The organism is Nostoc sp. DedSLP03 (genome assembly GCF_034530815.1).
Lineage (GTDB): Bacteria > Cyanobacteriota > Cyanobacteriia > Cyanobacteriales > Nostocaceae > Nostoc.
This window is the reverse complement of record NZ_JAVRCK010000097.1, coordinates 1-13,248: the sequence shown is the minus strand read 5'-3', so window position 1 is coordinate 13,248 and position 13,248 is coordinate 1. Positions and strand designations below refer to the sequence as shown.

The window sequence follows — 13,248 nt, the reverse complement described above, 5'->3', positions numbered from 1 at the left end:
ACAGATGGTATTGTTTCTAGTAACACAGCCATTGATTGTGTCTGTCAAGATTATCCCGCATTTACCAACCCAAGGTGTGTTAAATGGCACGATACGCGCTTGTTATTGGTATCGCCGAGTATCTCAGCCCATCATTACCGCGTTTGTCGAAGACTACAAATGATGCTGAGGCTATAGCACAACTCTTAGAGCTGTATGGTGATTTCCAGTCTGTAAAAAGACTACCTCAGCGCTGGAATAAAGATAAAAACGGCTATGAAATAGCAGCGTCAAAAGTTACTGGCGCTCAACTTGGCCAAGATTTGAGAACGTTTTTACTAGAGCAAGCTGCTAATAATGAAGCGCTGATTTATTTTAGCGGACACGGTTTTACTATTTCTGATAATTTGGGACAACAAAAGGGATATTTGGCAAGTTCCGATTGTCAGATTGAATTTAAAGAAAACGAAAATGTTGAGCAAAAATATGGTATTCCTCTGGATAGCCTCAACGATTTAATTCAAGAGTCGCAATTGAGTAGTTTAGTGATGCTACTCGATTGCTGTCATAGCGGCTATTTCTTAGAAAGACAATTAATAGAAAGAACTCTTAACGCTTTCAGTTCGCAAAAAGATTATTACTTAATTACAGCTTGTCGTGGCTTTGAGCGCGCCGGACTAATTAAGAGTGAAGAATATAGTATTTTCACAGGTGCAGTTGTTAAGGGATTGGCAATAGAAAATGCAAGTAGTAATAGTAGGCGAATAAGTGGCGATCGCTTGTTTGATTTTGTCAGCAACGAACTTAAAGGTTCTGTACAAGAGCCGATTCGCATGGGTTGGGGACGTTCGATTACTTTAGTGACTTATCCCCAATTAGATATTCCCACAGGCGAAAAAATTGCTTTCAACCAGGAAAATCCCTATCGGGGACTTTATGCATTTGAATCAGAGCAAGCGCAATATTTTTGCGGACGAGATGAAGCAGTACGCACACTAATTTTGCGTTTAGCAGAGAGTCGATTTTTAGCTGTCATTGGCTATTCAGGTAGTGGTAAATCTTCCTTAGTAAAAGCAGGTTTGTTACCACAACTAAAAGGCGATCGCCTCCCTGGAAGCAGTCAATGGGAAATCGCATCTTTTACACCAGGAGAACACCCTTTAGGTAAACTTGTTGATATTTTGACTCAACAACAGCAGCAAAATCAGCCACATCTATTGTTTATCGATCAATTTGAAGAAGTATTTACCCTTTGTCAAGACGATGAGGAACGCAAAGCTTTTATCCGCTTAGTAGCACAGGAAGTAAAAAAGGCTGAGGCAGAAACGCGGATAATTTTGACAATTCGCGGTGATTTCTTAAATCGTTGTGCTGACTATTTAGAAATTATTACTCTCATCAATAGCATTCCTCCCACATCATTCATCGTTACACCGATGTCTTTTGCTGAGTTAGAAGAAGCAATTGAAAAACCTGCAAAATTGCATGGTGTAACATTCGAGCATGGTTTAGTTTCGCAAATTTCTGCTGATGTAATCAACCGTCCGGGTGCATTACCCATACTGCAATATGCGCTTAAAGAGTTGTGGCGAGTTTGCATTGAAGAACCTGAATCGCCAAAACCACTTTTAACTCATGAAGGCTATGAGGAAATTGATGGGGTCAAAGGAGCTTTAGACAAACGAGCGACAATTTTGTATCAAAGTTTAACAACTATAGATCAAGCCTTTGCGCGTTGCTTGTTTATGGAATTAGTGCAGTTAGGTGAAGCTGGAGAAGTGACGCGGCGGCGTGCTAGCTGGGAGAGATTAGAAGTAGTTGCAGATTCTCCACAACAATTACAACGGGTTGTAGGATTACTGACAGGTTCTCAACAACGTTTAATTATCACTGATGAAAAGACAATAGAAGTTGCTCATGAAGCACTTTTATCAGAGTGGAAATTATTAAATACTTGGATTGCTGAAAATTTAGAGAATATTCGTCTCAGTCGTTCTTTAGAGGAAGATTGCCAGGAATGGCTACAAAGATTTAATAAATCAAATGAAGCACTATTGGTAGGTGCAAAATTGGCTGTAATTTCTGAGTGGGTGAATAAAACTCAGCCAAGACTTACGCCATTAGAATCAGAATTTTTGCATAAAAGTTTGGAGAGACGCGACAGAGAAATTCAAGCTCAATTAGAACAAGAACGCCAATTGCGAGAAGCGGCTGAAGCCAGAGCCAAGGCAGAAGAAGAAAAAGTTAAACAGCAAAAAGCCAAAGTTAAAGCTGAAAGGCAAAGAACCCAGGCGATTGCAGTGTTAGCAGTTATATCAATTGCATCAGCAGGGTTGTGGGTTAAATCCGAAAAGCATAATGCAGAATTAGTCAAAATGGGAGAAGCAAATACATGGATTAAAGTGTCTCAAACATTACTTGATGCCGATAAGCAACTTGAAGCATTAATGGCAAGTGTACAAGCACTACAGGGATTAAAAAAGGTAGATGCAAAACAACTGAAGCAACTGCAATCTATTATTTATACTGTGAAAGAGCATAATCGATTAGAAGGCCATAAAGATATATACGGTTATCCAGATAAGGTTTGGGGTGTGAGTTTTAGTCCTGACGGTAAAATAGCCTCTTCTAGTTACAACCAGCAAATCAAGATTTGGGATAAAAATGGCAAGTTCTTATACGATTTATCTGGACATAATGGTGGAGTTTGGAGTGTAAGATTTAGCCATAATGGGAAATTTTTGGCCTCTACAAGTCAAGATAAAACGTTCAAGCTTTGGAATATAGACGCGAAAGAACATAAACCAATAAAAACTTTTACAGGTCATAATAATACTGTTTATGATGTTAGTTTTAGCCGAGATGATAAAATTATTGCTACTGGCGATCGGAATGGAATCATAAAAGTTTGGCACACTGATATTCAAAAGAACCCACCTCAACCCCTTAACACATTAAATATCGTAGAAGTACTTAAAAAGGAGGGATATAATGTAAATATGCAACATCGAGTTAACAGTTTAGACATTGACCCTAATGACAGTTCAAAAATTGCTTACGTCGATGATGATGGTAGTGTAAGAATTTGGGATTGGAAAAAAAATGATACTCCCCCAGAAAACATTGGTACACATGGTCAAAAAGCTTTGTATATAGTTAGATATAATTTACAGATAAAAAACTTACTAGCTTCTGCCGATGAACATGGTAATATATTTATTTGGAATACTAAAAATCAAGAGAAAAAACCGATAGCAATAATCAATAATGCTCATGCAGGTATAATATACGGCTTAGATTTTAGTCCTGATGGTAAAATACTCGCTTCTGGCGGTGTTGATGAAACTGTAAAAGTTTGGGATGTAGATAAAGCTATTAATGGAGAAATTTCTTTAATAGCAACTCTAAAAGGACACACTCAGCAAGTTAATCGGCTAGAGTTCAGTCGTGATAATAATATAATTGGTTCTTCCAGTAACGATGGAACTGTAAGACTCTGGAAGTGGCAAAGCAGTTTTAGAAAAAATGTTACCCCCGAAGTGGAAAACTTGTTAAAGTATGGGTGTAAATTTTTAGAAGAATATTTACAAACCAATAAAAATATACCAGATTGGTTATTCAACCAATCTGATATCTGCTCTTTTAAGGAAAAGTGAACAATTTAACTATTTAAAATGCTGTTTTAGTTGTGAATTTGACCCTTATTATTGCTTGAGTTTTGGCCAATTCTTTGATTGACTTTTGATATTACTTGATTGTCATTTGGTTGATTATGTTCATTGGGATCTCCTTGATTCTTTGTACCAGAACTTTCTTGATTCTTTTTATCAGAACTTCCGTTGAGAAGAACACCATCCTTAGCTATCAAGCCAAACTGCCTCTCATCAATCCACTCATTCTTCAGTAATGACCACCAATCAGTAGCTAACCCCTGTAATACATACTCATAGGGTAGCCAACCATAACCGTCCTTACCCCAATCTTCACCCCAGCAATTTCTAATTAGCAAAGCTCCTTGAGTTGTAAAATTTTTGTCAGAATCGTTAATTGACTTATAGTTGGCATGGTCAATTAACTTATTGTCGTCATAACCAACCGCAACAACTGCATGACCACCCAGTATCTTTTCGCCTATAGTAGGATAAGGAATTTCTCCTGTTTTTACTGTTTTCTTATTTAAAAGAGAACTATAGGTTGTAAATCCAAACATGGCAGGGAAGCCAGCAGCTAAAAAATCTTTAATTTTAACTAACGCTTGTTCTTTTGAAAGTTGAGGTAAGTCAAGCCTAAAATACTGAAGTGCTTGATAATTCTGGGCATAGGCATAGCAAAAAGCAGGTGGTTCTTCATCAAAATTCTCAATTTCATAAGGCCAATATTCCTCTGGAGGTATGCCAAAAAGTGCCATTGCTTTCATTGTGAAGCGCGTGGATACTCCGGTGTCTCCAGTTAATTGCATCAATTTGCGTGCAACTTTATAGAGAAAAAGGCTGGAAGCATCTATATATTCGCCCATTACTTTCCTTTCAAAATATTCCACCAATGCAACACCAGCTATTGCTGTGCATGACTTGAGGTTTCCTTGCTCCTGAATTGGAGAACACCAATTTCGCAAATCGACATCAGAAGGTAAACGTATATTTATTGGATATTGCAAACTTACCGAACTTTGGTCTGTTGGTTCTTTCAAAGGTAAGAGCAGGCTACTTTGCTTTTTATCTTCTCTCCCGTTCTCTTGAACTTCTATTTGTAACCTGCGATCAAGTAGAATTGCTTTTTTAAGTCTGATTCTTTCTTTATTCTTAGAGTCTTCGATGATCTTCTCTGGGGAATAGTCTCTAAAATCTGGACGATCTGGCAACCAACCCATTCTAAAGTTCGGCATATGTTTGTACCCTGTTTTAAATATCTTAAGAAGTTAGCTTAATAGCTAGCTTTTAGCTGACTGTAAATGAATACACTCTAAAAATATTGTTTTACGGATTACATACATAACTTTTTTAGATTTATTTTTATAACAAGGTTTGTCACAGGCTACTTACTTCTTTCCCTTACAAGCTGCTTCTCATAGAGATAAAATTCTACGCAAGGGCGATATAGTCGAAACTTCCTATACTTTTTACCTAAATTAATACAAATGTTCTATTTATTGACTTATCAGCCCCACTATCCATCACCAACCCCATTCTGTAAAATTCATCCCAAAGAATCAGACGATCCCCCTTACCTGTGGTGGCAGACAGTCCTAAACTGAGAGTGAGAGTTGAAAGGCAGTCAGGAGAAATTTTGTGAAGAAAGTATTATCAATCATTCTTGGTGGTGGCGCGGGTACTCGGCTTTACCCACTAACCAAACTCCGCGCTAAACCAGCAGTACCAGTGGCGGGGAAGTATCGCTTAATCGATATCCCCGTCAGTAACTGCATAAATTCCGAAATATTCAAAATCTACGTCCTGACACAATTCAACTCAGCTTCCCTGAATCGTCACATCGCCCGTACCTATAACTTTACTGGCTTCAATGAAGGCTTTGTGGAAGTGCTAGCAGCACAACAAACACCAGAAAACCCCAACTGGTTCCAAGGTACAGCCGATGCTGTACGTCAGTATCTATGGTTAATGGAAGAATGGGATGTAGAAGAATATCTAATCCTCTCAGGCGATCACCTCTACCGCATGGATTATCGCCAGTTTATCCAGCGCCATCGGGAAACGGGGGCTGATATTACTCTCTCAGTCATCCCCATTGATGAGCGTCGCGCCTCAGATTTTGGCTTGATGAAAATTGATGATTCTGGTAGAGTCATCGATTTTAGCGAAAAACCCAAAGGTGAAGCGTTACACCAAATGCAAGTTGATACAAGTGTACTGGGATTATCGAAAGAACAAGCCCAGCAACAGCCTTACATCGCCTCAATGGGGATTTATGTCTTTAAAAAAGAGGTTTTGTTCAAGTTGTTGAGAGAAGGTACAGAAAGGACTGATTTCGGCAAAGAAATTATTCCTGATGCCTCTAAAGATTACAACGTTCAAGCTTACCTTTTTGATGACTACTGGGAAGATATTGGAACAATCGAAGCATTTTATCATGCAAATTTAGCCCTAACTCAGCAGCCTCAGCCACCCTTTAGTTTCTACGATGAACACGCACCAATTTATACCCGCGCTCGTTACTTACCTCCAAGTAAACTTTTAGAATGCCAAATCACAGAATCAATTATTGGCGAAGGTTGCATTTTGAAAAATTGCCGCATTCAACATTCAGTGTTGGGAGTGCGATCGCGAATTGAATCTGGTTGTGTGATCGAAGAGTCCCTACTCATGGGTGCAGATTTTTATCAACCTTTTGTAGAACGCCAATGTAACCTAGAAAAAGGTGAAATTCCTGTAGGTATTGGTACTGACTCGATTATTCGCGGTGCGATTATTGATAAAAACGCCAGTATCGGCCACGATGTTAAAATCATCAATAAAGATAACGTGCAAGAAGCTGACCGAGAAAGTCAAGGTTTCTACATCCGTAGTGGCATCGTTGTCGTACTGAAAAATGCTGTAATTCCTGATGGAACCATCATTTAGTCATTAGTCATTAGTCGTTAGTCATTAGTCATTAGTCATTAGTCATTAGTCATTAGTCATTAGTCATTAGTCATTAGTCATTAATCATTGGTTAATAGTTACAAGCAACAAAGGACAAAGGACAAAGGACAAAAGACAAAGGACAAAGGACAAAGGACTAATGACTAAACTAATTTTGCTGATTGGTCTTCCAGGTAGCGGTAAGTCAACTTTGGCAAAACAATTATTGGCAGAATGCCCCCAAATGGCGCTAATTTCTACCGATGCCATTCGGGGGCAATTGTTCGGTTCCCAAGCCGTTCAAGGGTCGTGGCTACTGATTTGGCGCGAAATTGAGCGGCAATTTCAGCAAGCTATTTCCACAACTAATACAGCTATTTTTGATGCCACCAATGCCCAGCGCCGTCATCGTCGTGAAGTGATTACTTTCGCCCGTAACCAGGGCTTTACCCACATTAGAGGAATTTGGGTGGATACACCCGTTTGGCTGTGTTTGGCACGGAATAAAAGGCGATCGCGCCAAGTTCCTGAAGAAATTATTTTGCGGATGCACCGTCAACTTCGGGATGCTCCCCCAAGCCGTGAAGAAGGACTAGACAGCCTCAGCCGCTTATCAGAAAAATCGGAGTACGGGAATTGCGATTCCTTGGTGAGCAAGAACCACACTTGATTTTCTATATTTTTTGTTAATTTGAAATCAGATTCTTTTTGTTTGGCACTATAACCAGGCAAATTAAATATCTTTCATCTTCAAAAAAAACATAACGGGAATTTCTAATTAGGAGGCTGGTAGATGGCTGCAACCGACTTCAAGGACTATTACGCTATTTTGGGAGTCAGTAAGACTGCCAGTTCAGAGGAAATTAAACAAGCCTTTCGTAAACTAGCCCGCAAATACCATCCTGATGTCAACCCAAACAACAAACAGGCAGAAGCACGCTTCAAAGAAGTTAGCGAAGCCTACGAAGTTATATCAGATCCAGATAAACGCAAAAAGTACGACCAATTCGGTCAATATTGGAAACAAGCTGGTGAAGGTTTCCCATCTGGTGGTGTTGCTCCCGATATGGGTAACTTTGACTTTAGTCAATACGGCAATTTTGATGAGTTCATTAATGAGTTGCTAGGACGCTTTGGTGGTTCTCCCCCTCGTGGTACGGGGCGGCAAAGTCACTCACGAAGTTACTCTTACCGCACTTCTCCGGGTACTTCAACTAATTTTAGCAGCAGCTTTAACGATTTTGGGTTTCAAGATGGAGGTGCGGGTACTGGGCAGGATAGCGAAGCTGCGATCGCTCTAACTTTTGCTGAAGCATTTAATGGTGTGAAAAAGCGCTTCAGTTTAGGTAATGAAACAATAGATGTTAACATCCCATCTGGGGCTAAAACTGGTACTCGCCTGCGGGTGCGGGGCAAAGGTCAGATTAACCCCATGACTCAACAACGGGGAGATTTATACTTAAAAGTCGAACTTCAGCCGCACACCTTCTTTCAAATGGAAGGCGATAACTTGGTATGCGAAGTGCCAATCACACCAGATGAAGCGACTCTGGGAGCGTCTATTGATGTACCCACTCCCGATGGTTCAGTTAATGTCAAACTACCAGCAGGAGTCCGTTCTGGTCAATCTCTACGTTTACGTGGCAAAGGTTGGCCCCTCTCCAAAGGTGGACGCGGCGATCAGTTGGTGAAAGTGGCGATCGTTCCACCAAAAGACCTCAGTCAACAAGAGCGGGAATATTATGAAAAAATCCGGGCTATACGTACTTATAATCCCCGTAGTCATTTGAACCAATTCAGGCTTTAACAAGCAAAAAGAGAATCCCCATAATTGAAAATCTCATCATTACCCACATTTTGGTAACAGTCAAAGTATTATGCTAAACCACATCCTGTCTAGAACTTAAGTTCTGCGGCTTTGAGCTACTGTTCACTTAAGTGGACTTGAATCTATTTTCGGGCGAGTTTTAACCGAACTTGAGATAAATTGTTGTTTAGTCCAGTTAAGAGAATTTGAACTATTAGCCTTGGAGTTGGATTTCGAGGCACAATAGTTCTACTTGGTATTCAAAAGCCCGCTGATTCTTTACTTTAAGTAGTTTGTTTTTATATAAAAATTGTATTCTTATATTGGCAGAAATCTGATGATTAAATTGCTAAAAACAAAGCTAAATAATGTTGTTATCTTTTAATTCTTAACTTTTTTGATACCGCATACCTGGTAGTTGCGAAATAAAACCCATAAGTTCCAATTGTAACAAAGCACTGGAAACTGAGCCAGCAGCCATACCGGTTTGTTGGACAATAAAATCGAAGGGTAAAGCATCACTTGCCATCGCATCTATTACTTTTTGCAATTCTGGCGATAAAGTTGGCATTAACTGTTCTGGTGCTGTAGAAGCCTCAATCGCATCAATTTGTGGTATTGCTCCTAGCATTGTTAACAGTTCGTCTAGTTCTTTAAGAATGAAGGAAGCTCCCTGACTCAGTAACTTTAAGCATCCTTGGGATGGATAATCGTCAAGTCTTCCAGGTAATGCATAGACATCTCTACCAAATTCATTTGCGTAGGTAGCAGTAATTAAGGCACCAGATTTTAAAGGCGCTTCCATTACTAAGATGGCACGGCTTAAGCCTGCAATAATCCGGTTGCGACGGGGAAAATGAGTCCGATCGGGTGGAGTTTTTGTCGGGTACTCACTTACGACTAGCCCAGCCGTCAAAATTTGCTTGTACAAATCCCGATTTTTATGCGGATAGATGACATCTACACCAGTTCCCAAAACTGCGATCGTTCGTCCACCTGCTTTCATGGCGGCGATGTGGCTTTCAGTGTCAATTCCCTCTGCCATACCAGAAACGACTGTAAAGCCATTTTTAGCCAAAGCTGTACTAATTTGGCGAGTCCAACGGATACCATATTCTGAGGGTTGGCGCGTTCCGACAATCCCAACCATTGGTTTTTGTCCGAGATTTTCTTGGAGTTCGACTTCACCGCGATAGTACAAAATTGGTGGTGGACTTGGAGTTTCTAGCAGTAAACGGGGATAATCTGGATTTGCTGGTGTCCAGAAATGAGAGTTTTCCTGCTGGTGCTTGGTGAATAGTTGTTCTGGGTGCAAACGCGATCGCTGTTGTACTACTTTTTCTAGTGTCTGAAAACCAAAACCTTCTACTTCTCCTAACTGTACCTTAGTAGCGTTCCAAGCTGTTGCCAGCGTGCCAAAATGCTGTTGTAGCCGTCGCAGTAATACTGGCCCAATTCCGGAAATTTGCGCCCAAGCTAGCCAATATGCGCCTTCTTCTACCACCGTTCTATCCTCACGCCACTGGATTGAGTATTCCCAAATTAGGGTTGGCTGTTGATGTGGAGATGAGGGGGCAGGGGGAGAAATCAATTCAAAATTCAAAATTCAAAATTCAAAATTCAAACATTTTAGAACTTCTGCCTCCAGCATAGCTGCCTTCTGCCTCCTCTTTCCCAATGCCCAATGCCCAATTTCCAATGCCCAATGCCCAATGCCCAATGCCCAATTTCCAATTCCCCTTGACTTTTGACTCTTGACTCTTGACTATTAACTATTGACTATCTATCTTCTTATCTTCTGTGATGAAATATTTCTATCGTGTTCTAATAAGCCTATCTGGGTGCTTAATATTTTTACTGGTACATAGTGGCCTTGGTTTATTACCTAGTTTGGCAGCCGAAAAAGTTACCGTCAGATACGGATTGTTTGAGCAATCGATCCCAGTGGCAGATATACGCAACTATGACGAGACACAAAAGGTTTCTGCCGATCTGAAATCTTTTCTAGATTACCTCAGCGCTGAAGAGAAACAGAAATTTCAAGAAGCCCTTCAAGTGAAAATGTCGCTTGATATTGTGGCTTTAGATAAGCTGGTAAACACAGGAATGGGCAAGCAAATTTTATCTTTTGCATCCGGTGCGATCGCTCGTCGCGATCGAGCTAGTATACAAGCACTACGATCTGCCCTGATCGTCGGAGCAAAATCACCGGAAGGTCTAGGAATAACCACCTTTCTAGAAGCTTATCCCAGCGATCGACTAGTTATTGATGTGTCAAAAATTCAGAAGCTAGTCGGTATGGCAAATTCCTCTGCTAGTTCTGCTGATGCGCCGCCGAAAGATGACGTAAGTTCTTCACCTTTAGGGAGAGTTGCCCTACAATATCAAACACTCGCCGCCCAGGATAAACAGTTCTCAGGTTGCTTATTTGGCGATTCTATTTCGGCTGGACTTGGCAATACCCTTGGAAGTGGTACTTTTAATTTTGGGTTAAATGGTCTGAGTACAATCTCATTACTAGAACAACTGAAAAGTTTAATTCCTACCAAGGTGAAATGCGAAAAAGCCATTATTGCCGTAGGTGGAAATGATGCTTTGTATAAAATTAGTGATGAATTATTTAGCAAAAATCTCCAAGAGGCGATCGCACTTCTGCGCACAATGGGAACTAAAGAGATTTTTCTAATTCCGGCTTTTTATTCGACAGTAGCAGCAAGCTCAGATCCAACTGTAGCAGCCCCACTGAAGAGAGTTGAACAAATTAATGTTTTGATTAATCAAGTGGCTGAAACAGAAAAAGTACCAGTTGCCGCAGCCGGACTAGCACCATTATATGAAAATAATGTTCTTAAAGAAAATTTAACCAGTGATGGCGACCATCTGAATGCAGAGGGTTTGAAAATTTATCGGCAAGCATTATTACAAATCCTGGGTAAGTAGGTCAACCTAATTAACGTGAGTTCGATGAACCCTCACCCCACCCCTCTCCCACAAGGAAAGGGAGGAGCAACGAGAAATTAGGGTTTTGGCTCCCCTCTCCGCGTCGGAGAGGGGTTGGGGGAGAGGTCAAAAAAGGGCTTGTCGAACTCACGTTAATTAAATATAAAATGCTCACTAGATAGCTCCCCGATTTATTAAATAAGTCGGAAAATTACGAATTACGAATTACGAATTACAACTATTAGGCTTTCCAATTCAAAAACCGTGCATAAAGATAAGCTATACCTTCATCAAGAACCGTCCGCACACCTTCGCTAGAATTCCACCATTTGTTTGGATTATAATCTTGTGTTGTCGCAGCAATCACACCAACATTAATTTGAGGGGTAAGTATTTTTTTAAAAAGAAACCAACTCCTACGGGCATGAACGTCTAAAGAAAAAAGATTAATCGATTCTATCTTTAAATTTGAATTGGATAGCCAACGCTCAAATTCAGCAGCAGATGCATAACTACGATCTTTAACCACAAAAGGTGTCGGAACGGCTACTACTTTTTCTGCTTCTAAACCGAGTTTTATGAAAGTGTCAGCCGACACGTCTGCAAAGTTCTTGTATCCGGTAAGATAACTTCCTTTTCCTAATGTACCTCCGGTAGTAATTATTTGATGATAAGAACCGTTTTGAAATTCAATCAAAGCTTCTTCTATAGCGTAATCTGGTAGCCATCCTTCAACAACTAATACTTCTGCTGATTGGATCGGGGAAGTTACCGCAAGAAATGAGTGTACATGAGTAAAAATGAAAAATATTAAATAAACAATCAAAGCGATCGCAATCGCCCACCCTTGAGCCGTAAGTGTCCACATTTCTTGGCGTTTAATTAATTTGATTTTAGGAAATTTTTGACACCGACGATTTTTTATCCGCATTAACCCTTAGCTAAACGTTGTTCTTTCAAGTAGGTAAACACAGACTTATCTCCAATATCAGCAGGAATTGCTTGGACTGTCTTTCGCAGGGCAAACACTAAAAATAATATCGCCCAAGTTCCTAATAAAATGCTTTCTCCCTGAGTTGGTAAAATTCCCACCAAATGTCCTAACAACAGTAGTGGTACAATTGGGGTTAATACTTTGGTTTCCAGGCGATTGAAGCAAAAAGCCTCTTTAAAATAAATACCTGTCAAAGCGACGAAAATAAAACCAACTCCAAATAAGGTAATTGGCTGATTGTAAACAGCAAGAGCTAAAGGTTCACTACTAGCGATCGCCAGAATCACTGATGCGATACTACCAATCGCCCAAAAAACTTGCAATGCTCGGTGCAGTGATGCCATGTAGATATGAATGGTAAATAAACTTACACCAAGAGCCAGACTAAAACAAGCATATAGAGGTGTCAGTAAAGTTACAACAATTGGGTTATTGTTGAGTAAAATCAAGGCGCTGCCGATGGCAAAGCTCAATGCTGCTACCATTAACCCAGCGCGATAGATAATTACGCCAGTGCGATCGCTTTGAGTAATTGTAAATTCCCCAAACTGACCTTGATAAACTTCTGGTGCAGCGAGTGTTTGTGTAGTCATAGCTAAGAATATAATTATGATTCTCTAGTAGAGTACAACAGGAAATTGCTCAAGGGTTACTTTTATTATTATGAGCAATAAGGCAACTTCATGTCACCATTTTTAAACTTACATCTTTGAGCAGTTGCTTTCTGGAAATTTTTGTCGAATCGGCACTGCCTACGGTGAATGAAAATGCTTATTTTTAAGTGGTGTGTAGTTGCCCATGCTCCTTTTTATATCTAGAATTTTCCCCTTTTTTTGACTTGACCACAAATTACCAACAGGCACTTTGCAGCCTGGTGATTTTTCACTGTCTTAACTTTAACGTGAGTTCGACAAATTAAAAAACAGCAGGAGGTAGTGCAGGTAAGTCTT

9 protein-coding genes are annotated in these 13,248 nt (G+C 40.1%); 5 read left to right on the top strand and 4 right to left on the bottom strand.

Features of this window, described 5'->3' with window-relative positions; all coding sequences use genetic code 11:
• Positions 1-83 precede the first annotated feature (83 nt).
• On the top strand, positions 84-3,635 hold the full coding sequence (locus tag RM368_RS31835) for a caspase family protein (RefSeq protein WP_322697753.1): 3,552 nt from the start codon (positions 84-86) through the stop codon (positions 3,633-3,635).
• Between the two features lie 26 nt (positions 3,636-3,661).
• On the opposite strand, the gene RM368_RS31830 is transcribed toward RM368_RS31835, so the two are convergent.
• Entirely contained in the window at positions 3,662-4,864 is a 1,203-nt protein-coding gene (locus RM368_RS31830) for a C1 family peptidase (protein ID WP_322697752.1), read from the bottom strand.
• Positions 4,865-5,267: 403 nt separating this feature from the next.
• Here RM368_RS31830 and RM368_RS31825 point away from each other — a divergent pair, with 403 nt between their 5' ends.
• From RM368_RS31825 to RM368_RS31815, 3 genes are all read left to right on the top strand, one after another.
• Positions 5,268-6,557 (top strand): glucose-1-phosphate adenylyltransferase, encoded by a 1,290-nt coding sequence (locus tag RM368_RS31825; RefSeq protein ID WP_322697751.1) that lies wholly within the window; start codon positions 5,268-5,270, stop codon positions 6,555-6,557.
• 160 nt (positions 6,558-6,717) lie between these two features.
• On the top strand, positions 6,718-7,227 hold the full coding sequence (locus tag RM368_RS31820) for an AAA family ATPase (RefSeq protein ID WP_322697750.1): 510 nt from the start codon (positions 6,718-6,720) through the stop codon (positions 7,225-7,227).
• A 123-nt stretch (positions 7,228-7,350) separates the two neighbouring features.
• Positions 7,351-8,364, top strand: coding sequence for a DnaJ C-terminal domain-containing protein (locus RM368_RS31815; RefSeq protein ID WP_322697749.1), 1,014 nt, complete (start codon positions 7,351-7,353; stop codon positions 8,362-8,364).
• A gap of 388 nt (positions 8,365-8,752) precedes the next feature.
• Here the strand turns inward: RM368_RS31815 and dprA are convergent, their stop codons facing one another.
• Positions 8,753-9,868, bottom strand: a complete 1,116-nt coding sequence (gene dprA / locus RM368_RS31810; RefSeq protein ID WP_322697774.1) for a DNA-processing protein DprA — start codon at positions 9,866-9,868, stop codon at positions 8,753-8,755.
• 299 nt (positions 9,869-10,167) lie between these two features.
• On the opposite strand from dprA, the gene RM368_RS31805 reads away from it, so the two are divergent.
• Positions 10,168-11,304 carry an alpha/beta hydrolase gene (locus tag RM368_RS31805; protein WP_322697748.1) on the top strand — a complete coding sequence of 379 codons (1,137 nt, stop codon included), beginning with the start codon at positions 10,168-10,170 and terminating at the stop codon, positions 11,302-11,304.
• Between the two features lie 241 nt (positions 11,305-11,545).
• Here the strand turns inward: RM368_RS31805 and RM368_RS31800 are convergent, their stop codons facing one another.
• Positions 11,546-12,235: an ElyC/SanA/YdcF family protein gene (locus RM368_RS31800; RefSeq protein WP_322697747.1), complete on the bottom strand. Its 690-nt coding sequence runs from the start codon at positions 12,233-12,235 to the stop codon at positions 11,546-11,548.
• The gene (locus tag RM368_RS31795; RefSeq protein WP_322697746.1) at positions 12,235-12,891 is read right to left on the bottom strand and encodes a DUF2301 domain-containing membrane protein; all 657 of its coding nucleotides are present in this window, start codon (positions 12,889-12,891) and stop codon (positions 12,235-12,237) included. The genes RM368_RS31800 and RM368_RS31795 overlap by 1 nt, the downstream gene beginning before the upstream one ends.
• Between the last annotated feature and the right edge of the window lie 357 nt (positions 12,892-13,248).